At 30.9% G+C, this 26,480-nt stretch carries 24 protein-coding genes and 2 tRNA genes; 19 read left to right on the forward strand and 7 right to left on the reverse strand.

Annotation, left to right across the window (positions count from 1 at the left end):
• Window positions 1–4: 4 nt before the first annotated feature.
• Window positions 5–676, forward strand: a complete 672-nt coding sequence (locus AJ889_RS05725) for an MqnA/MqnD/SBP family protein (RefSeq protein ID WP_002869975.1) — start codon at window positions 5–7, stop codon at window positions 674–676.
• Here AJ889_RS05725 and AJ889_RS05730 read toward each other — a convergent pair.
• Both AJ889_RS05730 and AJ889_RS05735 read right to left on the reverse strand, forming a co-directional pair.
• Window positions 673–1,323 (reverse strand): TrkA family potassium uptake protein, encoded by a 651-nt coding sequence (locus AJ889_RS05730; protein ID WP_002853664.1) that lies wholly within the window; start codon window positions 1,321–1,323, stop codon window positions 673–675. The two genes, AJ889_RS05725 and AJ889_RS05730, sit on opposite strands and share 4 nt — an antisense overlap.
• A gap of 10 nt (window positions 1,324–1,333) precedes the next feature.
• Entirely contained in the window at window positions 1,334–2,677 is a 1,344-nt protein-coding gene (locus tag AJ889_RS05735) for a TrkH family potassium uptake protein (protein ID WP_002869974.1), read from the reverse strand.
• Window positions 2,678–2,816: 139 nt separating this feature from the next.
• Between AJ889_RS05735 and AJ889_RS05740 the strand changes: the two genes are divergently transcribed.
• A tRNA-Phe gene (locus AJ889_RS05740) sits at window positions 2,817–2,892 on the forward strand.
• A gap of 107 nt (window positions 2,893–2,999) precedes the next feature.
• Here the strand turns inward: AJ889_RS05740 and AJ889_RS05745 are convergent.
• Window positions 3,000–3,076 (reverse strand) — tRNA-Ile (locus AJ889_RS05745).
• Between the two features lie 53 nt (window positions 3,077–3,129).
• Entirely contained in the window at window positions 3,130–4,230 is a 1,101-nt protein-coding gene (locus AJ889_RS05750; RefSeq protein ID WP_002853654.1) for an FtsW/RodA/SpoVE family cell cycle protein, read from the reverse strand.
• Between the two features lie 77 nt (window positions 4,231–4,307).
• Between AJ889_RS05750 and AJ889_RS05755 the strand changes: the two genes are divergently transcribed.
• From AJ889_RS05755 to AJ889_RS05835, 17 genes are all read left to right on the forward strand, one after another.
• The gene (locus AJ889_RS05755) at window positions 4,308–5,276 is read left to right on the forward strand and encodes an RluA family pseudouridine synthase (protein ID WP_002918268.1); all 969 of its coding nucleotides are present in this window, start codon (window positions 4,308–4,310) and stop codon (window positions 5,274–5,276) included.
• On the forward strand, window positions 5,221–6,456 hold the full coding sequence (locus AJ889_RS05760; RefSeq protein ID WP_074470783.1) for a fibronectin type III domain-containing protein: 1,236 nt from the start codon (window positions 5,221–5,223) through the stop codon (window positions 6,454–6,456). The genes AJ889_RS05755 and AJ889_RS05760 overlap by 56 nt, the downstream gene beginning before the upstream one ends.
• Window positions 6,456–7,634: a tRNA (guanosine(46)-N7)-methyltransferase TrmB gene (gene trmB / locus AJ889_RS05765; RefSeq protein WP_002918273.1), complete on the forward strand. Its 1,179-nt coding sequence runs from the start codon at window positions 6,456–6,458 to the stop codon at window positions 7,632–7,634. The genes AJ889_RS05760 and trmB overlap by 1 nt, the downstream gene beginning before the upstream one ends.
• A 69-nt stretch (window positions 7,635–7,703) precedes the next feature.
• Complete coding sequence (locus tag AJ889_RS05770) at window positions 7,704–8,369, forward strand: cell division ATP-binding protein FtsE (RefSeq protein WP_002856386.1); 666 nt, start codon at window positions 7,704–7,706, stop codon at window positions 8,367–8,369.
• Window positions 8,356–9,162: an ABC transporter permease gene (locus tag AJ889_RS05775; protein WP_002860478.1), complete on the forward strand. Its 807-nt coding sequence runs from the start codon at window positions 8,356–8,358 to the stop codon at window positions 9,160–9,162. The genes AJ889_RS05770 and AJ889_RS05775 overlap by 14 nt, the downstream gene beginning before the upstream one ends.
• A complete protein-coding gene (locus AJ889_RS05780; protein ID WP_002918282.1) occupies window positions 9,159–10,352 on the forward strand; it encodes a murein hydrolase activator EnvC in 1,194 nt (397 codons plus the stop codon). Before AJ889_RS05775 ends, AJ889_RS05780 begins: the two co-directional genes overlap by 4 nt.
• A gap of 51 nt (window positions 10,353–10,403) precedes the next feature.
• The gene (gene pyrH, locus AJ889_RS05785; RefSeq protein WP_002858454.1) at window positions 10,404–11,123 is read left to right on the forward strand and encodes a UMP kinase; all 720 of its coding nucleotides are present in this window, start codon (window positions 10,404–10,406) and stop codon (window positions 11,121–11,123) included.
• Window positions 11,124–11,133: 10 nt separating this feature from the next.
• On the forward strand, window positions 11,134–11,358 hold the full coding sequence (locus AJ889_RS05790; protein ID WP_002853464.1) for a DNA-directed RNA polymerase subunit omega: 225 nt from the start codon (window positions 11,134–11,136) through the stop codon (window positions 11,356–11,358).
• Entirely contained in the window at window positions 11,342–13,537 is a 2,196-nt protein-coding gene (locus tag AJ889_RS05795) for a bifunctional (p)ppGpp synthetase/guanosine-3',5'-bis(diphosphate) 3'-pyrophosphohydrolase (protein ID WP_002869669.1), read from the forward strand. Before AJ889_RS05790 ends, AJ889_RS05795 begins: the two co-directional genes overlap by 17 nt.
• Before the next feature lie 11 nt (window positions 13,538–13,548).
• Window positions 13,549–14,754: a tyrosine--tRNA ligase gene (tyrS, locus tag AJ889_RS05800; protein WP_002859323.1), complete on the forward strand. Its 1,206-nt coding sequence runs from the start codon at window positions 13,549–13,551 to the stop codon at window positions 14,752–14,754.
• Entirely contained in the window at window positions 14,751–15,842 is a 1,092-nt protein-coding gene (locus AJ889_RS05805; protein ID WP_002857924.1) for a nitronate monooxygenase, read from the forward strand. Before tyrS ends, AJ889_RS05805 begins: the two co-directional genes overlap by 4 nt.
• Window positions 15,842–17,821: an N-acetylmuramoyl-L-alanine amidase gene (locus AJ889_RS05810; RefSeq protein WP_002860473.1), complete on the forward strand. Its 1,980-nt coding sequence runs from the start codon at window positions 15,842–15,844 to the stop codon at window positions 17,819–17,821. The genes AJ889_RS05805 and AJ889_RS05810 overlap by 1 nt, the downstream gene beginning before the upstream one ends.
• Entirely contained in the window at window positions 17,818–19,659 is a 1,842-nt protein-coding gene (mnmC, locus tag AJ889_RS05815; protein WP_002875864.1) for a bifunctional tRNA (5-methylaminomethyl-2-thiouridine)(34)-methyltransferase MnmD/FAD-dependent 5-carboxymethylaminomethyl-2-thiouridine(34) oxidoreductase MnmC, read from the forward strand. Before AJ889_RS05810 ends, mnmC begins: the two co-directional genes overlap by 4 nt.
• 119 nt (window positions 19,660–19,778) lie before the next feature.
• Entirely contained in the window at window positions 19,779–20,918 is a 1,140-nt protein-coding gene (locus AJ889_RS05820) for a hydrogenase small subunit (RefSeq protein ID WP_002854042.1), read from the forward strand.
• A gap of 2 nt (window positions 20,919–20,920) precedes the next feature.
• Complete coding sequence (locus AJ889_RS05825) at window positions 20,921–22,636, forward strand: nickel-dependent hydrogenase large subunit (RefSeq protein ID WP_002875863.1); 1,716 nt, start codon at window positions 20,921–20,923, stop codon at window positions 22,634–22,636.
• Between the two features lie 10 nt (window positions 22,637–22,646).
• Complete coding sequence (cybH, locus tag AJ889_RS05830; RefSeq protein WP_002853700.1) at window positions 22,647–23,339, forward strand: Ni/Fe-hydrogenase, b-type cytochrome subunit; 693 nt, start codon at window positions 22,647–22,649, stop codon at window positions 23,337–23,339.
• On the forward strand, window positions 23,336–23,872 hold the full coding sequence (locus AJ889_RS05835) for a HyaD/HybD family hydrogenase maturation endopeptidase (protein ID WP_002859319.1): 537 nt from the start codon (window positions 23,336–23,338) through the stop codon (window positions 23,870–23,872). The genes cybH and AJ889_RS05835 overlap by 4 nt, the downstream gene beginning before the upstream one ends.
• On the opposite strand, the gene recR is transcribed toward AJ889_RS05835, so the two are convergent.
• The 3 genes from recR to AJ889_RS05850 are packed head-to-tail and all read right to left on the reverse strand — an operon-like array spanning window position 23,869 to window position 26,344.
• Window positions 23,869–24,441, reverse strand: a complete 573-nt coding sequence (gene recR / locus AJ889_RS05840) for a recombination mediator RecR (RefSeq protein ID WP_002853446.1) — start codon at window positions 24,439–24,441, stop codon at window positions 23,869–23,871. The genes AJ889_RS05835 and recR overlap by 4 nt on opposite strands.
• Window positions 24,441–25,676, reverse strand: coding sequence for an ArsS family sensor histidine kinase (locus AJ889_RS05845; protein ID WP_032585022.1), 1,236 nt, complete (start codon window positions 25,674–25,676; stop codon window positions 24,441–24,443). Before AJ889_RS05845 ends, recR begins: the two co-directional genes overlap by 1 nt.
• Window positions 25,673–26,344, reverse strand: coding sequence for a response regulator transcription factor (locus AJ889_RS05850; RefSeq protein WP_002853168.1), 672 nt, complete (start codon window positions 26,342–26,344; stop codon window positions 25,673–25,675). The genes AJ889_RS05845 and AJ889_RS05850 overlap by 4 nt, the downstream gene beginning before the upstream one ends.
• Window positions 26,345–26,480 lie beyond the last annotated feature (136 nt).

Consider the following 26,480-nt stretch of genomic DNA (forward strand, 5'->3'; position numbering starts at 1 on the left):
AGAGATGATTTTTGGAAAAATTGATTATATTAATCTTTTACCTTTACATATATATCTTAAGAAATATCCCCTACCTAATGGTTATAAAGCAAGTATGGAGTATAAAAAAGGAGTTCCAAGTAAGCTAAATAAAGATTTATTTTATAGAAGAATTGATGCAGCTATCATTTCAAGCATAGAAAGTGCTAGAAAAAAATATAAAAATTTAGATTTGGGTATTTGTGCTAATAAAAGAGTTTTAAGTGTATTAGTAGAAAAAAATACATCAAATGCCAAAGATCCAAGTTCAGCAACTTCAAACGCTCTGGCTAAAGTATTAAAACAAGATGGAAAAGTAATTATAGGTGATAAGGCTTTAAAGCTTTATCTAAAAGATCCTTCTAAATATATCGATTTATGTGCAAAATGGCACGAAAAAACAGGATTGCCTTTTGTTTTTGCTAGATTTTCTTGTGTGCAAAAAAAAGCTTTATATAAACAAATTTTGAAAAAATTTCCAAAAACAAAGATTAAAATTCCCTATTATATACTTCAAAAATATGCCAAAACAAGGGATTTAGATATAAAAGATGTTAGATATTATTTAGATGAAGTTATATATCATAAAATTTCTACCAAAGAAAAAACAGCCTTAAAGCGTTTTGTAAAGGCTTGCAAGGCTTTAAATCTTGCTTAGTGTTCAAATTCTCTAAGTTCCTTAACTGTTCCAAGGAGAATTACAACATCTCCACTATAAACTGTCGTGGTTTCTAAATCAGGTAGTATTTCCCAGTCGCTATTTAATTTTTTATAAGAAATCACTTTCATATTTTGTGCTACATGTTTTAAAGAATTTCCTGCTAATTTTTCATCTATATTGATCTTAATAGCTCGTATAGTATTTGCTGAAAGATCAAAAACTTCATAATCAGCATCTTTAGTTAAAAATTCTTTTACTAGTCTTTTAGCACTTTCTTTTTCAGGATAAATAACCTTTGTTGCACCTAACTTAGAAAGAATTTGACCATGGATATTAGAGGTTGCTTTAGCAATGATATTTTTAACACCTATATCTTTAAGCGCCATAAGAGTAAGGATTGATTTTTCAACATTTTCTCCTATGCTAACAATAACAACTTCAACATCATGAAAGCCTGCTTCTTTTAGGGCTGAAATATTTGTAGAATCTAAAATATAAGCATAGCTTGGAGGATTTTGTATACTTTTTAAAGCTTCCTCATCTTTATCCGCAACGATAACAGTATGACCTCCAGCAATGAGTTCATCTGCTACAACTGATCCAAATTTTCCAAGTCCTATGATTCCATAATTAAGATTTTTCACGATTTTACCTTTATAAATTAACCTTTCCTTCAGGGAATTTTAAATGAATAGCTTTGTCTTGTTTGAATACCGAGAGTAAAAAAGCAAAAACACCTATCCTACCACTTAGCATCATAATGATGATAATCACCTTGCTAGGATCACTAAACAAAGCGCATAAAGATAAATTTCCACCATTTCCTACTGAAATTCCTACGGTTGCAAAAGCCGAAGAAGTTTCAAAAAGCAAGGCTATAAAATCAAATTTTGACTCTAGCAAGGAAAGCAAAATAACAGCTATTACTATATAAACAGCTGAACCTACAGCTATAATAAAAGCTTTAGATATAGTTTCTCTTGGAATTTCATGTCCAAAAATTCTAACTCTTCCATCGCGGATACTCCAATAAGCATAGAGTAATAAAACCATTACAGTTGTTACTTTCATACCCCCAGCTGTTCCACCTGGTGCACCACCAATAACCATAAACAATGATCCAAAAAATAAGCTTGCATCATGCAAATGTCCCATATCTAAGGTATTAAATCCTGCTGTGCGGTAATTAATAGCGATAAAATATGAGCTTAAAATTTTATCAAAAAATGAAAAATGTCCTATAGTTTGAGGATTTGAGTATTCAAAAGCAAAAATAATAAGCGTTGAAGAGAAAATAAGAAAAATACTTGCAACAACAACCATTTTTGTATGTAGGCTTAAATTTTGCAATTTTTTTCTTTGAAAAAAGTATAATTCAACCAAAACAAAATATCCAAGCCCTCCAATAATAATCAAAGAAGTGATAATAAGATTAATTGCTATATCATGTTTATAAGCTATAAGTCCATGTTCAAATATAGTAAATCCAGAATTATTAAAAGCGCTAATAGAATGAAAAATTCCAAACCATAAAGCTTTCTTAAAATTCATTTCAAGGGTAAAACGCATGGTGAGAAGTATAGCGCCTATCAATTCTATAGTAAAAATGAACAGCAAAACCTTTTTAAAAAATTTAAATAAACCATCCATTGATGGATAAAATAAAGACTCTTTTAGTAAATTTCTTGCACTAAAACCAACTTTTTTGCGTATGAGTATATAAACAAATAAACCTATACCCATATATCCCAAGCCTCCAATTTGCACCAAAGCTAAGATAATAATTTGTCCTGCTAAGGTAAAATCAACCGCAGTGTTCTTAACTACTAATCCTGTCATACTAACAGCAGATGTGCTTGTAAAAAAGGCATCCAAAAAATCAATAGGAGTTGTATGTGCCCAGCTTGAATGTAGCAATAAAGCCCCAAACAATGCAATAATAATATAACCAGCTAGTAAAATTTTAAAAGTTCGTCTATCTAGTCCAAATTGTTTCAAAAAATTTCCATTTGATAATGATCTAAAGCGGGTATTCTATCTTATTAAAACTTTAAGGGAAATAAAATTTTATTTTTGTATTTAAACTTAAATTAAAGAAAAAAAGATACAATTACATTTTTACTTTATCAAACATTGTGGTTGGATAGCTCAGTCGGTAGAGCAGCAGACTGAAAATCTGCGTGTCGGCAGTTCGATTCTGCCTCTAACCACCACTTTATCTTTCAAAAAATCACATCACATACTTTTTTATATAAGATTGAAATATTTAAAGAACTAAAAGTTATTTTTTAAAGAAAGAGTCTATAGCTTATATGTAGAATGGTGGATTTAGCAGGACTCGAACCTGCGACCAACCGGTTATGAGCCGGTTGCTCTAACCAACTGAGCTATAAATCCGCCTAAGTTGAATTAAAAGATAAAATTATATCTTATTAATGCTTAAAAATATTTTATTTAGCCTTTATATCCGTCCAAAAATATCTAAAAGTGATTAAATGCTGTAAAATTCCAAAAAAAATCATAAAAATAGTAAAAGAACTTCCACCATAACTAAAAAAAGGCAAAGGGATCCCAACTACTGGTGCAAAACCTATAGTCATTGAAATATTTACTGCCGCATAAATAAAAATAAATAATGCAACACAATTAATAGCAACTCTAGCAAAATAATCATCTTTAAGTTTATAATTTAAACTAAGTAGATGAAAAATAAGTAAAATATAAAATATAATTAATGTCAATCCCCCAATAAATCCAAATCTTTCTATCATGTAAGCGAAAATAAAATCACTAGTTGAAATAGGTAAAAATTTAAAATGAGTTTGCGTAGCTTCATCTTGAGATTTTCCGGTTAAACCACCATTTCCAATAGCTATCATTGATTGGGCTACTTGATAACTTGGTTTTTCTGAAATAAAATCATGAATTCTTTGCTTTTGGTAGGGTTTTAAAAGATGTGTATAAATAATAGGAGAGCTAACACTTATAGCTATAACAATACTTAACCAAATTTTATAATGAACTCCCATGATAAAAAGCACTCCAAAACCAACAAGTAGTAAAACCATAGCACTTCCTAAATCAGGTTCTTTTGCAATTAGCAAAAAAGGCAAGATGATGTAAAAGCTAAGTTTGATGAATTGTTTAAGTTTGTATCCATTTTTTGGAGGAGGATTTTGATAAATAAGATAGGCAAGCATTAAAATAAAACTAGGTTTAAAAATTTCAGAAGGTTGTATAGTAAAGTGAGTAAAAGGAATTTCAAGCCATCTTTTAGCACCTAATTTTTCAACCCCAAAAATATCTACGCTTAGCAATAAAAAAATATTAATCCAATAAGCAACAGGAATAATCCAAATAAATTTCCTTATGGGAAAGAAGAAAAAAACCATAAAAGCAAACAATCCCACACAGGCATAAACAAACTGTTTTTCTGCTAAAAAAGGATTAGCTTCAAAGATTAAGAAAAATGAAATAAGAATTATGGGTAAAAATAAAATGGGTTGCATATAGTCAAAATGAGTTAAAATTCTTCTATCTAATCTAAACAAAATTTGCCTTCAGTTGGTAATATAAAGCTATAATTATAAACTAAAATTTTAAATTTATCAAAACCTCTAAGGAAAAAATGCAAACTTTTTTAGTAGATGAAAATTCAAGGCTTGATGTATTTTTGGCTAAAAAATTAAACCAAAGTCGCAATCAAGTTGCTTTACTTATAGAAAAAGATTGTGTACAGGTTAATGATAAAATTCAAGATAAAAATTCATTTAAGCTTAAAAATGGTGATATTATTTCTATTGCAAGTTTAAAGCTTTGCAATGAGATAAAACCTCAGTTTGAAGTGGATTTTGATATTGATGTGTTATATGAAGATGAAGACTTGCTTGTTTTAAATAAACCTTCAAATTTAGTCGTTCATGGAGCAAGTAGCGTTAAAAATGCCACTTTGGTGGATTGGTTAATAGAAAAAAAATATACTTTATCAAATTTAGGAGGAGAGATAAGAGCTGGTCTTGTCCATAGATTAGATAAAGATACAAGCGGAGCTATACTAATAGCGAAAAATAATTTCACCCATCAACAATTAAGTGAACAGCTTGCAGATAAAAGCATGGGAAGAATTTACCTTGCGTTAATTGATTTGCCACTAAAAGAAGATAAAATTATAGTAGAAAAATTTTTAATGCGTTCGCCTTCTAATGCTATTAAAAAAATAGCCATAGATAAGGAAAATAAATTCAGTAAAAACGCAAAATCAGCTTTTATAAATGTAGTAAAAACTGAAAATTTAACTTTGATGGCTGCTAAGCTTTTTACAGGAAGAACTCATCAAATTAGAGCGCATTTGGCTAGTTTAAATCGCTATATTTTAGGTGATAGTTTGTATGGTTATAAGGGTAAGTATGATTGTAGGATAATGTTACATGCTTATTTTTTGTATTTTATCCATCCAAAAACCAAAGAACAAATTTTTGTTAAAGCACCTTTGATGGAAGATTTTAAAAATATTATGTTTGAACAAATTAATTTAGGAGAGAATGATGAAAAGATTTCGCTTGAGTTTTTACTTGAGTTTTTTAACTCTTTTGCTTAGCGCTTGTAGTGTTTCGCAAATGAATTCGCTAGCTTCAAGTAAAGAGCCTGCTGTAAATGAAAGCTTGCCAAAGGTTGAAAGTTTAAAAAGTCTTAGTGATATGAGTAATATTGCTTTTGAATGGGAGCCTTTATATAATGAAAATATTAAAGGATTTTATTTGTATCGTTCTAGTGATGAAAATCCTGATTTTAAACTTGTAGGCACTATTAAAGATAAGTTTCAAACTCATTATGTAGATACTAAATTAGAGCCTGGTACTAAGTATCGTTATATGATGAAAAGCTTTAATGAGCAAGGACAAATTTCAGAAGATGGCAAGGTTATAGAAGTGAGCACAGCTCCAAGACTTGAAGCTGTTCCTTTTGTTCAAGCTGTGACTAATTTGCCTAATCGTATTAAACTTATTTGGCGTCCGCATCCTGATTTTAGGGTTGATTCTTATATTATTGAAAGAACCAAAGGTGATGATAAAGAATTTAAAAAAATTGCAGAAGTAAAAAATCGTTTAAACGCTGAATACATCGATAGTGATTTAAAGCCTAATGAAAATTCAAGTTATAGAATTATTGCTGTGAGTTTTAATGGGATAAAGAGTGGGTCAAGTCAAGTTATAAGTTCTACAAGCAAGGCTTTACCTCCTCAAGTTGAGCATTTAAGTGCTAGCACAGATGGTTCTAGTAAAATCATTTTAACTTGGGATGCTCCTACGTATGAAGATTTTTCTTATTATAAAGTTTATTCTACGAGCTCAAGCTTCCTTCCTTTTAGTGTTTTGGCAAAGACTGATAAAAATTCTTATGAGGATATAGTAGAAGGAGCAGGTAAAAGCAAATATTATAAAGTAACAATGGTGGATAAAGATGGTCTTGAAAGTCCTATGCCAAAAGATGGTGTAGAAGGTAAAACTTTAGGCAACCCTTTGGCTCCTAGTATTATTTTGGCTCAAAGTACAAGCGAAGGGATAAATTTAGAATGGAGTGATAATGATACTAGAGCTGTTGAGTATGAAGTAAGACGCTATGGCGGGGAGCAAAATGCAGTTTTTAAAGGCATTAAAGAAAAGCGATTAAAAGATGTAAAAGCTTTGCCAGGGGTGGAATATAGTTATGAAGTTATTGCTATTGATTCAGCTGGGCTTCGTTCAGAACCTTCAAGCAAAGTTAAGGCGGCTCAGTAGTGCCAAATTTTAAAAGCAAAAAGATCAAAGAAATAAATCTGCCTTATAGCAAGGATGATGTTGAATTTCTTTGGCTTGCTAAGAATGATAATGTTAGTCTTATTTATACAAAGGTTCAAGAAGAGAGTTTTTTTCTGCAGATTAAAAAAGCACAAAATGGTTTTGTGATTAAAGGCGATAAACATACAAAACCTTCTAAAATAGGTTATTTGCAAAAGGCTTTAAAAATCTTTAAAGAAGGTTTTTGTGAGGATATTATCAATGAAGCTTTTGGACTTAAAAACAATGCTTTAATTGAAAAAACACCATTTATTGTTGATAATTTTAATGAGCTTTTATCTAGACTTCAAGGTAAAATTTATATAGAAATAGGCTTTGGATCAGGAAGACATTTGCTTTATCAAGCAAAAGAAAATCCAAATGTTTTAATTTTAGGGGTGGAAATTTACAACCCAGCTTTAACTCAAGTGGCTAAACTTGCTAAAGCACAAAATGTAAATAATATTTTGCTAATCCAAAGTGATGCGAGATTGTTATTGAGTGTATTAAAATCAAAATCAGTTGAAAAGATTTTTTTACATTTTCCTGTTCCTTGGGACAAAAAGCCTCATAGGCGAGTTATTGGGAAAGATTTTTGCAAAGAATGTGCTAGGGTTTTAACCCAAAATGGTCGTTTTGAGCTTAGAACAGATAGTTTTGAGTATTTTAATTTTACTCTAGAACAATTTTTGACTTTTCCTGCTCCAAAATTTAGCCTTAGAAAAAATGAAAATTTAGAAATTTCAAGCAAATATGAAGATAGATGGAAAAAGCAAGAAAAAAATATATATGATCTTTGGGTGTGGAATTTTAACCAAGAGTGTAAAAACTATGAGTTAAATGAATTTAATCTCTCATCGGTTAAATTTTCTAAAGAGGATTTGAAAAAAATAGAGCAGAACTTTAAAAATATTACTATAAAAAAAGATGATTTTTTCTTGCATTTTGAAAGCATCTATAAACAAGATGAGAATTTGCTTTTAAAGGTTGCTTTTGGAGCTTTTAATAAGCCTGAACATTGTTATTTGCATCTTGATAAAACGATTGATTTTGCTTTTAAAGAGCCATTTAAAATTCAAGAAAATATTAAAGCGATAAATGAATTAAAAGAAATTTTAAAAGTTCAGTTTAAAATATAATTTTTCTTGAAAATTAAGTAAAAATAAAGCATAATTTAAAAATTTAAAAAGGGAAATTAAGGAAAAAGGATGCCTAATTTAATCCAAGCAAATAAACTTACTTTAGGTTATGATGAACTAGTTATTAAAGAAGCGAGTTTTGCTTTTAAGGATGATGATTTTGTTTTTATTACGGGTAAAAGTGGGAGTGGTAAGAGTACGCTTTTAAAGTCTTTTTATGGAGATTTAGAACCTATTTCTGGTAAACTTGAAGTATGTGGATCTTTGATGAATAAAATTGGAAATTTAGAACTTTTAAAATTACGTCAAAGAATAGGGATTATTTTTCAAGATTATAAACTTGTACAAGAATATAGTGTTGAAAAAAATGTTATGTTGCCTTTAATGATTAAAGGTTATAGCAAAAAAGTATGTCATGATCAAGCTGCTAAGCTTTTAAAGCATGTAAATTTAACTTTTAAAGCAGATAAATTGCCTAATCAACTTAGCGGTGGTGAGCAACAACGCGTCGCTATGGCTAGGGCTTTAGCTCATAATCCAAAGCTTTTGCTTTGCGATGAGCCAACGGGAAATTTGGACGAGTATTCTTCTGATATTATATGGACTCTTTTAAAGTCTGCTAGAGAGCTTTTAGGAACTTGTGTTATAGTGGTAACACATAGAATTCCTAGTAATTTAAGAGTGGATTATCGTCGTTTTAATATAGAAAATGGAAAAATGAATGAAATTTTTTAAAACACATTTATCTTTAATTTTACCTTTACTTTTTATGATGTTTGCTTTTGAATTTATTTTGGTTACAAATGCAACTTTAAAGCATTATGAAGAACTTGTTAATAAAGATTATAATATTATAGTTGTCAGCAAAACTGAACTTGATCAGAATGTAGTAAAAACAAAAGTACCATTTTTTGCTGGACTTGAATCTTTAGATCCTAAGGGTTTAATTGATCGTTTGAAAAATGATGTTTCTGAAAAGAATTTGAAAGTTTTAAAAGATTCTCTACCAAAATTTTATACTTTAAAATTAAATTCTTTGCCCGATCAAAATGAACTAAATTCGATTAAAAATCAACTTTTAAATATTGTAGGTGTTAGTAAGGTTGAAACTTTTTCCAAAACCCATGATAAGATATACTCTTTGCTTATTTTGATGAAATTTGTTTTTTGGTTATTTTTGTTTATCATTATTTTACTTGCCTTTGTTTTGTTTTTAAAGCAGATGAGAATTTGGCTTTATGAACATACCGATCGTATTGAAATTATGTGTTTATTTGGAGCTCCGTTTTGGTTTAGATCTTTTATGCTTTATAAGGTGGTTGTGGTTGATTGTTTTATTGCTTTTGTTATTTTACTTGCCTTTTTTACCCAAATTTTTGATCTTTCTATTATCCAAGAAAGCTTAAAGGCTGTAGATATTATTTTTCCACCTATTAATTTTATTTTGCATTTGACTTTAATTTTTTTAGCTACTTTGTTTATTTGCTTGTTGTGTGTAAATACGGTTATGTTCAAGGTTAAAAGATGAGAAAAAATATTCTTATCTTTTTTTGTTTTTTTTTGTTTGTTGATATAAGTTTAGCAAACACTATAAATGAAAAAACAAAAAGTTTAGAAGAAAATAAACGCATACAAGAACAGCTAAATAAAAAACTTGAAGATTTGGCTAGTGATATTTTAAATGGTGAAAAAAGTTTGAAAGATTTAAGTTTGCAAATTGAAAGCTTAAATTCACAAACTTCTAAGCTTGAAGCAAGTGCTAAGGCTCAAAATCAAGAGTTAAACACCCTTGCAAGCCAAAATGAAGATTTGCTTAAAAGTAAATCAAATATGGAAAGTAAGCTTATATCTTTGATGGCTAAAGATTTTGCCTATGATTTACCTATTCCTCAAGGCTATATCGAAAGTGAAGAAAGTTTTGTGGCTTTTGAAATTTTAGGGAGTTTAAACAAAGTTTTAAATGAAGAAATTTTTAAAATTTCTAAAGATTATGAGGGAATAAGCAGACTTATTGATGATAAACAAGCTCAGATTAAGAAAATCAATGATAGTCTTAAGGATTACAACGCTCAATTAGTCAAGCTTCAAAGTTTAAAACAAAAACAAATTAGCGAAATTAATAAACAAAAAACAGATCGAACCATATATGCAAAAAAACTCGATGACTTACAAGCTCAGCAAGAAGAGCTTAGAAAAACATTAAATCAATTAAAAATTATTAATAATAAAGAAGGTGCAAATTTAAACAAAAATGATACTAAAATAGTAAAAAATAATCAAAAAATAAGACAATTAGGTTCAAGCTATCAAGGAAGTTCAGTCAAGCGTTACACAGGAAAAAAAACCATAGCTCCATTGGATTCTTTTACTGTGAAGCAAAAATTTGGAAATTATGTTGATCCTGTTTACAATCTTAAAATTTTTAACGAGAATGTAGTTTTAAGAAGCAATAAAAGCGATGCAGTTGTTAAAAATGTGCTAGATGGAAAAATAGTTTTTGCTAAAGATACTAGTATGCTAGCTCGAGTTGTTATTGTTGAACATGATAATGGCATACATACAATATACGCACATTTAGATAAGATTGCTCCTAATATTAAAGTTGGTAAGAATATTAAAAAAGGTGCCGTAGTGGGTAGAATAAAAAATGATCTTACTTTTGAAGTAACTCAAAAAAATTTTCATATCAATCCTTTGGAACTCATTAGCTTAAATTAGCTAAATTTAATGGAATTTAAAATATAATTTCAAGTTAAATAAGGAGAAATAATGCAAGAGAGAAAAAGAGTTTTAGTAAAATTTTCAGGAGAGGCTTTAGCAGGTGAAAATGGCTTTGGTATAGAAAATTCTATTTTAAAATTCATAGCTTCAGAGATTAAAGAACTTATAAAAAATCAAATAGAAGTAGGCATAGTTATAGGCGGTGGTAATATTATTCGCGGAGTAAGTGCTGCTAAGGGCGGATTGATTAAAAGGACAAGTGGAGATCATATGGGGATGCTTGCTACGGTTATCAATGCTATTGCTATACAAGAAGCTTTGGAAAGCTCTGGACTTGAAGTTAGGGTTCAAAGCGCCATTCAGATGGAAGCATTTTGTGAAACTTATATTATGAGAAGAGCGCAAAGACACTTAGAAAAGGGTCGTGTTGTGGTTTTTGCTGCAGGTACTGGAAACCCTTATTTTACTACGGATACAACAGCTATTTTAAGAGCTGTGGAAATTGATGCAGATATGGTAATAAAAGCTACAAAAGTTAATGGAGTTTATGATAAAGATCCAAAACAATTTGATGATGCAGTATTTTTAAATACTTTGAGTTATGATGAGGCTATGCAAGATAATATTAAAGTGATGGATGATACAGCTATAGCTTTAGCTAAAGATAACAAACTTCCTATTGTGGTTTGTAATATGTTTGAAGAGGGTAATTTACTTAAAATCATACAAGGTGATACTAGCCTTTGTTCAACCGTTAAAAATAATTAAGGAGAAAATTATGGATAAAAGAATAGAAGAAGTAGCGGCAAAAGCTTTGGAAAAAATGGGTAATGATAGATATCGCCTTTCTTTAGTGGTAGCAAAAAGAGCGGAACAATTGGCAAATGGAGCAACCCCTTTGGTAGACTTTGATAAAAATAAAAATAAACTAGCAGATATAGCTTTATATGAAATTGCAGAAAATAAAATCACTTTAGAGGGTTTAGTTGAAACCAATCGATGAAGAATTATTGCTTGAACAATTAATCGATAATGTAAAAAATTGTAAAGATTTAGAAGCTGCTAAGGTTTTGCTTTTCGAAATTTGTGGCCATGATGCCATTCTTGAAAAAGCGGTAGATTACTGTATATTTTGCCATGAAGGGCAGTTTAGAAAAAGTGGAGAGCCTTATGCGGTACATCCTCTTTTAGTAGCAACACTGGTTGGATTTTTAAGTGAAAATAAAAGCAATATTTTAGCTGCTTTATTGCATGATGTGATCGAAGATACAAACTGTACTGAAGAAGAACTTAGAGAGCAGTTTGGTTCTGAGGTTTTAAAACTTGTTTTAGGGCTTACTAAAATTATAGAAATTAGAGAAGATAATCTCATTTCATCAAAATCTAAAAAAAGTTTAACTAAATCAGCCTTGACTTTCAGAAATATGCTTTTAGCAAGTATTGAAGATGTTGGGGTTTTGATTGTGAAGTTATGCGATAGGCTGCATAATATGCTTACTCTTGATATTCTAAGAGAAGATAAGCAAAAAAGAATCAGCGAAGAAACTTTAGTTGTATATGCCCCAATAGCCCATAGACTTGGTATTTCAAGCATAAAAAATTATTTGGAAGATCTTAGTTTTAAATATCTTATGCCAGATGAGTATAAGCTTATTGACAATTATATCAACTCTAATAATCAAGAAATGCAATTAGGTTTAAATGAATTTATTTCCAAAATCGAACTTTTATTTTTGAGCAATGGCTTTAGACAAGGTAGTTTTGAAATTCAAAAACGCATTAAACATAGCTATTCTATTTATCTTAAAATGCAAAGAAAAGGCATTGGTATTGAAGAAGTTCTTGATTTGCTTGGGGTAAGAATTTTGGTTGAAAAAGTAAGTGATTGTTATTTAGCTTTGGGAATTTTACATACACATTTTAATCCCTTGGTTTCGCGTTTTAAGGATTATATAGCCTTGCCTAAACAAAATGGTTATCAAACCATACATACCACACTTTTTGATGCTAAAAGTATTATAGAAGCACAAATTCGAACTTTTGATATGCATAAAATTGCGGAATTTGGTATAGCAGCGCATTGGAAATATAAAGAAGATGGCAGTGTGGTTGCGCCTCGTCTTGATTGGCTTACAGATATTTCAATGCAAAGTATAAACAATCTTGAAAATGCAGAAGATTATAATGCTATTGAACTTTATGAATATGCTAAAGATAGTCTTTATGTTGAAGATGTCGCAGTTTATTCTCCTAAGGGAGAAATTTTCACTTTGCCTCGTGGTGCAACGGTTCTTGATTTTGCTTATGAAGTGCATACCAAAGTAGGGCTTCATGCAAAAAGTGCTTATGTAAATCGTATTAAAGTGCCTTTGTTAACCGAGCTTAAAAATGGCGATATTGTGCGAGTGGTTACTAGCAATGATAAATTTTATCGCTGTTCTTGGATAGATAGTGTTAAAACAGGAAAAGCAAAAGCAAGTATAAGGGAATTTTGCAAGCAAAAAATCAGAGAGATTAATCTAGCAAGTTCTATTAATATGTTAAGTTTTATTTTTGGAGTTGATAAAAACAGAATTGAAACTTGGATAGAAAAAGAAAATTTAGCCAGACGTATTAGACAAGCAGCAACAGATAGTGCCTATTTGAAAGATATAGTTAATGGTCTTAAAAAATACGCCAAGAAGTCATATTGGTTTGATAAATATGAGATTAAAGAACAAAAAATAGGAAATTTTACTCTATATTGTAACCATAAAATTGCTAATGTGGATTTTGATTTTTGCTGCCATCCAAAAAGAGGTGATGCTGTTTTAGCTTTTGTTAAAGGTGGTAACGCTATTGTCCATCATAAGCTTTGCGATAGAGCTGATAAAATGATAGATAATAATCAAGATATGGTATTTATAAAATGGGATTCTAACATCCCTAAATCTTATAAATTGATTTTTTCTTTGGAAAATAAAAAAGGTGTTTTAGCGGAATTTTTGGCATTTTTAGCTAAAATGCAGATAAATCTATTAACAATTAATTTATCAAGTGATTTAAATTCGGCGGTAGATTATTTTGAGATTACAATGGAAATTCCTGATAATATTAATCCAGATAGTGTCAAGGATAGGTTAAAATCTCGTTGCAAGATTTTAGATTTTACATCTTTAAATGATGCTTATAAAGAAGGTTAAAAAGGTTTATTATGGATATAAAAAAAATATTAGCAGAAGTTAAGCGTGGTTGTGCAGAGCTTATTGATGAAGAAAGAATAGAAAAATTAATTAAAAATTATTATGAAAAGGGTGAAAATTTCTTTATAAAGGCGGGGTTTGATCCTACAGCGCCTGATTTACATTTAGGTCATAGCGTGGTTTTAACAAAAATGGCTTTTTTGCAAAAACATGGAGCTATTGTGCAGTTTTTGATTGGAGATTTTACAGGACAAATTGGCGATCCAAGTGGAAAAAGTGCAACGCGTAAAAAGCTGGATAAAGAGCAAGTTTTAATCAATGCTAAAACTTATGAAACGCAGGTTTTTAAGGTTTTGGATAAAGAAAAAACACAGATTAAGTTTAATTCTACTTGGCTTAATGAACTTGGAGCTGCGGGTATAGTAGAGCTTACTTCAACTTTTAGTGTAGCTAGAATGCTTGAGCGTGACGATTTTACCAAGAGATTTAAAGAGCAAAGTCCTATTTCGATTTGCGAGTTTTTGTATCCTTTACTTCAAGGATATGATAGTGTGGCTTTAAAAAGCGATATTGAAATGGGTGGAACGGATCAAAAATTTAATCTTTTGATGGGAAGACAGCTTCAAAGAGTTTATAACATAGGAAAAGAACAAGCTGTGATTATGATGCCTTTACTCGAAGGTTTAGACGGTGTAAACAAAATGAGTAAGAGTTTAAATAATTACATTGGTGTTACAGAAAAAGCTAATGATATGTATGCTAAAATTTTAAGTATTAGTGATGAATTGATGTTTAGATATTATGAACTTTTAAGTCAAAAAAGTCTAGAAGAAATTGCGCAAATAAAAAAAGATATAGAACAAAGCAATTTACATCCTAAAAAAGCTAAAGAAAATTTGGCTTTAGAGATTACAGAGCGTTTTCACTCCAAAGAAGAGGCTAATAATGCTAAGTCTGAATTTGATAGAATTCATTCTCAAAATGCTTTGCCAAGTGATATGGCTGAGTTTGAAATACAAGGAAAAATTTGGCTTGCTAAGGCTTTGGTTGAATGTGGTTTGGAAAGTTCTACTTCTGCGGCAAGAAGAAGCATCAGTGCTAATGCAGTAAGTGTAAATTCTCAAAAAGTTAGCGACGAGCAAATGTATTTAGAACAAGGAGAATACATCTTACAAATAGGTAAAAGAAAATTTGCAAAATTAAAGGTAAAAGAATGAATTTACAACCCTTACAAATAGGAAAACATACTATAAAATATCCCATTTTTCAAGGGGGAATGGGACTAGGCATAAGCTGGGATAGATTAGCTTCTGCAGTTTCTTTAAATGGTGGACTTGGGATTATTTCTTCTGTGGGAACAGGATATTATGAAGAAAGAAAGTATGCAAGTAAAGAATTAAACGCTAAGCCTTATGGAAGTGAAAATTTTTACTCACGCAAGGGTTTGCAAGCTTTGATTAATAATGCAAGAAAAGTTTGTGGCGATGCACCTTTGGGGTGTAATATCTTATGTGCAAGTAATGATTATGCAAGAATAGCACGCGATGCTTGTGAGGTTGGTTTTAATGTGATTGTTTCAGGTGCTGGACTTCCTACAAATTTACCTGAATTTACTGCAGATTTTCCTGATGTGGCTTTAGTGCCTATCATTTCATCTGCAAAGGCTTTAAAAATTATTTGCAAAAGATGGCAAAGCCGTTACAATCGCTTGCCTGATGCAGTGGTTTTAGAAGGGCCAAAAAGTGGAGGTCATCAAGGTTTTACTTATGAGCAGTGCTTAGATCCAAATTATCAGCTAGAAAAATTAATCGCTCCTGTGGTAGAAGAGGCTAAAAATTGGGGGTCTTTTCCCGTGATTGCTGCAGGTGGAATTTGGGATAAAAAAGATATAGAAAATGCTATTTCTTTAGGGGCTAGTGGTGTTCAAATGGGAACGCGTTTCATAGGAACTTTTGAATGTGATGCGAGTGAAGAGTTTAAAAGCGTTTTGCTAGCTTCTAAAGAAGAAGATATAGAGCTTATTAAATCTCCTGTGGGCTATCCTGCTCGTGGAGTTAGAACCAATCTTTTAAATTTGGTAGATAAAAGAATGGGTCCAAAGATTAATTGTATAAGCAATTGTGTAGCGCCTTGTGGACGTGGAAAAGAGGCGACTAAAGTAGGGTATTGTATAGCAGATAGGCTTTTTGATGCGTGGTCAGGCAAAAAAGAAACAGGACTTTTCTTTACAGGTGCAAATGGATATCGTTTAGATAAGCTTATCAGTGTTAAAGAACTTATGGAAAAATTGGTTAATGGTGAATAATGGCTAAAATTTTTGTATTTTTAGTATTTGCTTTCACAACTCTTTTTGGAGCTTATGAAAATGAACTTGCAAATTTTGATAAAAATTTTATCGGTTCTAAAAGTGAAGTGCAAGTAAAATTTCACCATCAGCTCAAAAGCCTTTATATACAAAGTGTTATTCATGAAGATGAAAAAACTAAAATTGAAATTTTAAAAAGATTGATCATCAGTTCAAATACTTTAAATTTAGATGACAAGTCATATGCTAATGAGTTAAAAGAAAGTGGTATAAGTGAAGCAAGTATTAATGCTTTAAGAAAGGCTGTTATTAAAGATATTAAGGTTCAAAATATTTCTCAAGACACTGAAAAAACAACTTTTGAACCTATAAAAACAGTTCAAAAAAATGAAAAAAAATCATCTAACGAACAAATAAAAAATACAGAAAAAACAAATTCTAAAACTTCGCAAGCACCAAAGAGCAGTATCGTTTCTAAAGCAAAAAGCGATGATAAAATTTATGTTTTAAAGTCAAGTAAAACAAACCAAGGTGTAGAGTTTGAACTAAATGCAGATTTGGATAAGGATCAATTAAAAAGTTTTGCTTTAGACGAAAAAGGAAACTATCGTTTTATTAGTGATTTTGATGGGGTTTTAGAAGGGGGTAAAAAAGAGTTTAAATTTGATGACTATCGTTTAGTGATTTCACAGTTTAATCCCAAAACCATACGCATAGTGGTTTATGCTAAAGAAAAAATTCCTATTGATATATCTTTTAAAGAAGAAAAAATAATTTTTTCAAAAGAAACTACTAGTCAAAAAAAGACTGAGCAAGTTAGTAAAATTTCAGAGAAAAAGCAAGATCAAAAAACAGAAATTAAAACCAAAGTTTTAGAAACAAAAAAACAAGATAAAAAAACCAATAATGAAAAAGAAAATCAAAAACCTTTATATGTTTTAGATGTGGATAAAATTTCTAATGCTGTGGTGTTAAATTTAAGCGATGATTTAGATGAAAAAGAAATAGCAGTATTTGATACCAAAGATCAAAAATTCCGATATGTTGTAAGTTTTAAGGGTGTGTTAGAAGGTAATAGAAAAAGCTTTACTTTTGGACAAAATGTGATTACAGTTACTCAATACAATCCAAAAACCGTTCGTGTGGTTTTGAGTGCTCCTAAAGAATTTAAACTTTTAAAGGAGTTGGATAATAATAATCTCACTTTAGGTTTTTATATACAAACTACAAATCAAAATGCAAACAAAAAAGCAACTCAAAGTTCTAGTAAAACTTTAAATACAAATTACAAATCAGGAAAGCTTGTGGTTATCGATGCGGGGCATGGTGGAAAAGATAGCGGTGCTTTAAGTGATAAAAAAGGAAGTTTAAAAGAAAAAGATATAGTTTTAAGTACGGCTTTAAAACTTGGAAATGAACTTAAAAAACGCGGTTATAAAGTGCTTTATACTAGAAGTTCGGATAAATTTATCAATCTTCGTGATAGAACCAAATATGCCAATGATAAAAGAGCGGATTTGTTTATTTCTATACATGCTAACGCAGCACCAAATGCCACAAAAGCCAAAAGTAGCGAAGGCGTGGAAACTTTCTTTTTAAGTCCTGCAAGAAGTGAAAGAAGTAAAAAGGCAGCAGAAAAAGAAAATCAAGGGGATTTTGAAGAGATTAATTATTTCTCAAAACAAAGTATTTTAAATTTCTTAAATCGTGAAAAAATCGTTGCTTCAAATAAACTAGCCATTGATGTACAAAAAAATATACTCACTCAAACACGCAAAAAGTATAAAATTGTAGATGGCGGTGTAAGAGAAGCACCTTTTTGGGTTTTAGTAGGTGCACAAATGCCTGCAATTTTGATTGAAATTGGCTATATTACACATCCAAATGAAGGCAAAAGAATCGCCAATAAAGCTTTTCAAGATTTATTGGTTAAGGGTATTGCCGATGGAGTTGAGAGTTATTTTTATAACAACCGATGAAAAAAGCTAAGCTAATTTTTAAGGATAATACTCCTTTTTCTTTGGATTTTGATGATTTTTATTTTAATTCCAAAGATGGCTTAAATGAAAGCAAATTTGTTTACACTCATTCTTTTGAATGGAAAAATCAAGAAAATTTTATTATCGCAGAGAGTGGTTTTGGTATAGGTTTAAATTTTTTTCTTACTTTGAAACGCCTTTTAGAAACTACCCCTTCTAAGCGTCCTAAAAAACTTTTTTATATTAGCGTAGAAGCTTTTTATATCGAAAAAGAACAATTAAGAGAAATTTATCAAAAACTAGAATTTTATGAAGAGTTTAAAGAGCTTTTAGAACAATTTTTAAAATTTTATCCTAAGGCTAAAGAAGGAATTTATCGTTTTTATTTTGAAGATTGTTTTTTAGATCTTGTTTTTGAAGATATAGCTGTTTTAAAAGAATTGGATTTTAAAGCTGATGTTTGGTATTTAGATGGATTTTCTCCAAATAAAAACTTGCAAATGTTTGATGAAAATTTAATCTTTGAAGTGGCAAGACTTTCTAAAAAAAATACACAAATTTGCACCTTTTCTTCGGCAAGTTTTTTGCAAAAAAATTTAAAAAAATATGGTTTTAGAGTAGAAAAAACCAAAGGTTTTAGAAAAAGAGAAATGATTAAAGCTTATTTGGAAAATGAGCTTGAGTTTAAAGACAAAGAAGCGTATTTTTCAAGAACATTTTCATCTTTAAAAAATAAAAAAGTAGCTATTATTGGTGCGGGTATATCAAGCGCTGTTTTAGCTTATGAACTTAGTTTAAGGGGTTTTGAGATAGATGTTTTTGAAAAATATTTAGAATTAGGCAAGGGTGCAAGTGGAAATGAAAGTGGAATTTTAAGCTCTTTAATCTTAAAACCTAAGGTAAATTTAGGGGAGTTTTCAGAGCTTTCTTTTATAGAAGCAAGCCGTTTTTATAGACAAATTTTAGATTTAGAATTTAAGGGTGTGGTGGAGTTTGCACATAATGATTTGATGCAAGAAAGATTTGACACACAAAGAGAAAATGTTTTGTTTAAAATTTCAAAAAATCAAGCTTTTTTAGAAGAGGGTGGAGTGATTTTTCCAAAAAATTTGGTTAAAAATCTTTTTGAAAAAAGTAAAGCTTGTATATATTTTAATCATGAATTTCAAGCTTATAAATTTGAAAATGAGTGTTTTACTTTAAAATTTAAAAATGATATTGTTAAAAGTGATTATGCGGTTTTGATTTATGCTATGGGTGCAGATACAAAAGATTTTGTTTTTTATGATGAGATGAAATTAAGCAAAGTAAGAGGTCAAGTTACACATCTAAAACCTTTTTTAGATACCCCATTTCCTTTATCTTCTAAGGCTTATATTTGCCCTGTAAAAGATGATTTGCAAGTAATTGGTGCAAGTTATGATAGGCTTAATGCAAGTTTAGAATCAAAAGAAGAAGATGATAAACAAAATATAGAAAATATAGCCGATTTTATGGATAAAAATACAAAATTAGAAATCATAGGTTCTAAAGTAGGTTTTAGATCTTATTCGAGTGATCGCTTTATGATAGTTGGAAATGCTTATGATGAAGCGTTTTATAAAGAAGAATATAAAGCTTTATTATGGACAAAAAATAAGGAGCAAAAACCAGCTAAAATGTCTTGTAATTTGTATTTTAATTTTGCTCATGGGTCAAGGGGTTTTAGTACAAGTGTTTTAGCGGCAAGGTATTTGTGTGCATTGATAAATAATGAACCCTTGTGTTTAGAAAAAAAATACATCCACGCTATTCATCCTGCAAGATTTTTGATTCGCAAACTTAAAAAAGGCTTATGATTAAGCTTTAATTAAGAGTGATGCTAATATTTGCTTATGATAGTAAGTTTTTAACTTTATTTTAACTTCCTTTATTTTATTATTATAGAGAATAAATTTCATGTTACAAAGGAAATATAATGATTGATTATCATCAAATAGAGTCGCGTTTATCGACTCTTGAAAAGCTTCCTTCTTTGAAAGACAATGATAGTATTACAAAAGCATTAGAAAAGTCAGGTTTTTCTAGAAGGGATTTTATGAAATGGGCAGGTGCTATGACGGCATTTTTGGCTTTGCCAGCGAGTTTTACTCCTATGGTGGCAAAAGCTGCTGAGCTTGCTGATAGGCTTCCTGTTGTGTGGCTTCATATGGCTGAGTGTACAGGCTGTAGTGAGAGTTTGTTAAGAAGTGATACTCCAACGATTGATAGTTTGATTTTTGATTATATTTCTTTAGAATATCACGAAACAGTGATGGCTGCAGCAGGTTGGCAAGCTGAAGAAAATTTAGAAAATGCCATTCAAAAGCATAAAAATAAATACATTTTAATGGTTGAAGGTGGTATCCCTATGGGTGATACGGAGCATTTTTTAACCATAGGTGCACATGGAAAAACAGGCTATGAGCTTTCAAAAATGGCAAGTGAAAATGCTTTGGCGATTTTTGCTATAGGAACCTGTTCTAGCTTTGGAGGAATTCAAGCCGCAAGACCAAATCCTAGCAACGCGCAGCCTTTAAGCAAAGTAACAAGTAAAACTGTGATCAATGTTCCAGGCTGTCCTCCAAGTGAAAAAAATATAGTGGGTAATGTACTTCATTATTTATTATTTGGTGAGTTACCAGCACTTGATGTGTATAATAGACCAAAATGGGCTTATGGTTTAAGAATTCATGATCTTTGTGAAAGACGCGGACATTTTGATGCGGGTGAATTTGTACATGCTTTTGGAGATGAAGGAGCAAAACAAGGTTTTTGTCTTTATAAAGTAGGTTGTAAAGGACCTTATACTTTTAATAACTGCTCAAGAGAGAGATTTAACCAGCACACTTCTTGGCCTATTCAAGCAGGGCATGGTTGTATAGGTTGTTCTGAGCCTAATTTTTGGGATACTATGGGACCTTTTGAAGAGCCTATGGCTAGTCGTAAATTTGATACTGTTTTTGGTTTGGGTGCGGATAGTGTTTCAGATAAAATCGGTATAGGTGTGCTTACACTCACAGGCGTTGCTATAGCAGCACACGCAGTTATATCTTCCATGCAAAAAGATAAGGAATAAAAATGAGTCAAAAAATAATCGTAGATCCTATTACAAGAATTGAAGGGCATTTAAGAGTTGAAGTTGTTGTTGATGATAACAATGTGGTAAAAGAAGCTTATGCGGGCTCTACTTTGTGGCGTGGTATTGAAACCATAGTAAAAGGGCGTGATCCAAGAGATGCGGGTTTTATGACGCAAAGAATTTGCGGAGTTTGTACTTTTTCACATTATAAAGCAGGTATAGTTGCTGTTGAAAATGCTTTGGGTATTACTCCGCCTTTAAATGCGCTTTTAACAAGAACTTTAATGAATGCGGCTTTATTTTTACACGATCATATTGTGCATTTTTATCAACTTCATGGGCTTGATTGGGCTGATGTGGTAAGTGCTTTAAATGCTGATGTTAAAAAAGCAAGCGATGAAGCTTTTAAATACACTCCAAATCCTTATGCAACAGGTTCGGATAAACTTCTTGAAGTGCAACAAAGACTTAAAACTTTTGTAGATAAAGGAAATTTAGGACCTTTTGCTAATGCGTACTATGGTCATCCAACTTATCGTTTAAGTCCTGAGCAAAATTTAATCGTTCTTTCTCACTATCTAGAATGTTTAAGAATTCAAAGAATCATTGCTCAATGTATGGCGATTTTTGGAGCTAAAAATCCACATCCACAAAGCTTAACCGTTGGTGGTGTAACTTGCGTTATGGATTTACTCGATCCTGCAAGAATGGGTGAATATATGGTTAAATTCCAAGAAGTGCAAGACTTTGTTAATCGTGCGTATTATCCTGATCTTGTGATGGCAGGAAAAGCTTATGCACATGAAGCAAGTGTTTTAAATGATATAGGGGTAAATAATCTTTATACCTTTAAAGAATTCCAAATCGGAAGAGATGAATGGCTTTTTGAAAGTGGTATTATCAAAAATGGAGATTTAAGCAAGGTTTATGAAGTAGAAGAAGATAAGATTACTGAAGAGGCAACTCATTCTTGGTATGCAGACAATGAACCTTTACATCCTTATGATGGCAAAACAAATCCAAATTATACAGGACTTGTAGATGGAGAAAGCGTAGATCATCATGGAAATAATGTCCATTCTAAAGTGTTTGATACTAAGGGTAAATATAGCTGGATTAAAGCTCCACGCTATGAAGGAAATCCTATGCAAGTAGGACCTTTAGCAAATATCGTTGTAAATTATGCTAAAGGTAATCAAAATGTTGTTCCTGTGGTAGATGAGTTCTTAAAAGAAACAGGACTTCCTTTAAATGCTGTATTTAGCACACTTGGAAGAACAGCTGCTCGTTGTATTGAAGCAAAAATCGTTGCAAATAATGCTTTAAAAGCGTTTAATAATTTAGTTGAAAATTTAAAAGTAGACCAGAGTACTTGTGCTCCTTATGTGATCGATAATTCTAAAGAATACAAAGGACGCTATATGGGGCATGTGCCACGCGGAACATTAAGCCATTGGTGTAGAATTAAAAATGGTGTTATTGAAAATTGGCAAGCTGTGGTGCCTTCTACTTGGAATGCAAGTCCAAAAGACGCAAATGGCGTAGGTGGAAGTTATGAGCAATGTTTGATAGGACTTAAAATCGCTGATGTAAAACAACCACTTGAAATCATTAGAAAAATTCACTCTTATGATCCTTGTATTGCTTGTGCGGTGCATGTAATGGATACTAAGGGCAATAATCTAAGTGAATATAAAGTGAATGTCAATTTATAAGGAGGCTTTCATGCAAAACAAAGAAGAAAAATTGCAAAGAAAAGCTGAATATGAATTTAGCATAGGTTTGCGTTTAACGCACTGGGTAAGAGCTATTGCTATAGTGATTCTTATTGGCACAGGGTATTATCTTTCCTATGTGTTCCAAAGCCCTATTAGTAACGGTGAGCCCGTAAATTTTATGCAAGCAAAATACCGCTTAGTACATCAAGCGGTGGGTTTTGTTTTAATCGCTTGTATTATTTTTAAAGTATATTTGTTTTTCTGCGATAAGGTAAGCGCAAAAGAACGCAGAAGTGTATGGGATATTTTTAATATCAAATTATGGATAGAACAAGTAAAATTTTACATTTTCTTAGGAAAACATCCGCATTTAAAAGGGGTTTATAATCCTTTGCAATTTGTAACTTATTTTTTCTTTTATCTTGTGATATTAGGTATCATTCTTACAGGGCTTATTCTTTATACTCATACTTACCATGAGGGCTTAGGTGGGCTTTTATATCATATTTTAAGACCGCTTGAAGCTGCAATGGGCGGTTTGGCCGATGTAAGAACTTATCATAGAATTTTGATGTGGGTAATTATGATTTTTGTGCCAGTACATATTTACATGGCGATTTTTAACGCAGTAAAAGGTAAAGATGGTGCTATGGATGCTATTATTAGCGGATATAAATTTGTAAAAGAAGAAAAGCATTGAAATTCTTAGTCCTTGGAATAGGTAATATCATGTTTGCGGATGAAGGCTTAGGCGTTCATCTTTGCAAACAACTTGAAAAAAACTACAAATTCACTCATTCTGAATTTACTTTAGATTTTGTTGATGGTGGAACTTTGGCTTTGCAGCTTAGCTATATCATCGCTCGATACGATAGACTTATCGTTTTAGACTGTATAGAAGCGCAAGGTGCGAGTATAGGAGATGTATTTTTCTTTCCTTATGATGCTATGCCTAATAAAATTAGCTGGAGTGGAAGTGCCCATGAAATAGAAATGCTTCAAACCTTACAATACATGGAACTTGCAGGAGATTTGCCTAAAACACACATCTTAGCTTGTGTGCCAAAGCGTATTGAAGCGATGAGTTTTAAGCTTTCAGATGAGCTTATACAAGGAGCTAAAATCATGGAAAAAACTTTACTTGATTTTTTAAGCAAGGAAGGTTTTGCTTATGAAAAGATTGCGGATTTTTCTTTGCAAGAATTAGCCGATATTTCTTATAAAAATTACTAAATTTTTGTTCTAAAATTCATAGCTTTATTTAAAGAGATTAAATCCACATTTTCTAAATTTACACCACTTGGAATTCCTTGAGCGATTTTACTAAAAGTTAGGTTTAAGCCTTTAAATTTATCCTCTATAAAAAAGATAGTTGCATCAGAATTAATGCTATGTGTCAATGCAAAAATGAGCTCAGAGATATTTAGCTTAAGTATGATTTGCTTTAGTTTTTCAAGTTTTTCTTCATTTAACTCATCTAAAACAAAATATAGCCCATTGTAACTTTGACTCTCTTCGAGTGTTAATATATCTTTTGGGCTTTCAACTATACATAAAATGTTTTTATTTCTTTCTTCATCGCTACAAATTTCGCAAAGCTCATTTTCGCTTAAAGCACCGCATTGCTCACAAGGTTTTATAAAGCGGATAGCATTTTCTATATTGTGTGCGAGTTTCATACCATCAATTTGATTATTTATGCAAAGGTGATAAGCAAGCCTTATGGCGGTTTTTTTTCCTATGGTAGGTAAATTTGCAAAACTTTCAACAAGTTCATTGAATTTTTCCAGGCCTTTTACCATTATTTTTCTTTATCTCCAAAGAAAATTTTAAAGCAATGCTTTCCATCATCATAAAAATAAATCAAATCAAAATTATGCAGTTTACATACCTCTGAAACTATATAAAGTCCTAGTCCCATACCTTTGACTTGATTGTGTTTTTCTCTTGTAAAAGCTTCAAGATAATGCTCTATAGGCTCTGCTAAAGGTTTGCCTGGATTTTTAATGGTAAAACATTCTTTACAACAAAAAAGCTCACAAGTACCATTGTTTGAGTATTTTAAGGCATTATCGATAAGATTTTTTAAAATTACAGAGAAAATTTCCATATCAACATTGATTAAAGCGTCATATCTTATATCGACTTTTACAACTTTATTAAAATCATCTATCATAAGGTGTTCTTTAGCTTCTTCAAGTATAGTGCTAAAACGACTAGGTTTAAAGTGTAAGTTGTAGTTTTTTGAAAATAAATTTTCGATTTTGGCAAATTCATTGATCAAAGAATCCATGCGTAAAAATATAGCGATAAGTCTTTCTTTTTGTCTGTCTTCTTTGATCATTTCAGAAATGATTCTCCCTTTTCCTATAGGGGTTTTTAACTCATGCATGATTGTTCTTAGGAAAAGTTGTCTTGATTGGATTAATTCTTGGTTTTTCTTGAAAGCTTTTTGAAATTCAAAGGCGATCTTGCCTACTTCATCTTCTTGATAGTCTAGAAAATCAGGTTGTTCCCAATTTGCAACTTCGGCAACTTGTCTTCTTAATTTTTTTAAAGGTTCTAAGGATTTTAATACAGAAAAATACATAAAAACAACCAACAAAGAAAAAGAGAAAAATCCTATCAATAAAAGATTATAAACCCTATCACTAGTATTTTCTTCATACAAGCCATCAAAATCTTTACATTGAACATCAAAATAAAGATTGCTATGATATTTTAAAGAAGAAAGAGTACAAAGCTCTCCGCCTGCTTTAAAAAGTGATTGTCCATTATTTCTTATAGCTTTTACAAGATTGGGATTTTGTATAGCGTTAAAACCGCTGTTTCCAAGATAAGCTCCTATTTCAACACCTGAAGTGTTTTCATAGGAGATGAGTAAATTTTTTATAAGATTTTCTTGTTTTAAACTTTCTTCTTCATTATAGGTATTCCCTTCTATTTTTAAAAGAACGATAAAAAGCACACAAACCAAGAAAAAAGTAACAACAAATAAAATAATCAGTTTGGTATGAATAGAATAATTTTTTGTCATCCTATCAGTTTATATCCTATACCTCTAACAGAAAAAATATGTTTTGGAGATTTTGAACTATCTCCTATTTTTACCCTTAAACGACCGATGATAACATCAAGGCTTTTAGAATCTTTATCTTTTAGATTTTTACAGCGACTTACAAGCTGTTCTCTTGAAACACTATATCCGTGTTGTTGGATAAGGTATTCTAAAATTTCAAATTCAGCAGGAGTAAGTGTTAAAACCTTATCTTCATAGGTGATCTCATGTCTTCTTTCATCAATTTTGAAAGCAGAGTTAATATTTTCATTATTAGTGTGTTCAACTCTTTTTGTGCGACGAATAAGACTCATAATCCTTGCATACATTTCTTTTGGATCGTAAGGCTTTGGTAGATAATCATCAGCACCGATTTGAAGCCCCACAACTTTATCGCTTAAGTCACCTCTAGCCGATGAGATGATAATAGGAATATTGCTTTTTTGTCGGATTTCTCTACAGACTTCAAGACCATCAATTCCAGGTAAAGTTAAATCTAAAATCAGACAATCATAGCCTTGAATACCCACATTTAAAGCACTTTTAGGATTTTCAAAATTTGTGATTTTAATATTAAATTGCGCTAAATATTCAGATAATAATTGTGCAAAGTCAGGATCATCTTCTATCATCAACACATTAATCATTCTAGTGTCCTTGTAAATTTTTATGTAGTCTTTAAAATCTTTACATAATTTTATTTAAAATTTGATAAATTATTGATTTTATTTTTGCTAAAATTATATTTTTGAATTTTTAAAATTAAAATTCTAGTAAAATTTT

The organism is Campylobacter sp. BCW_6468 (genome assembly GCF_001762865.1).
Lineage (GTDB): Bacteria > Campylobacterota > Campylobacteria > Campylobacterales > Campylobacteraceae > Campylobacter_D > Campylobacter_D jejuni.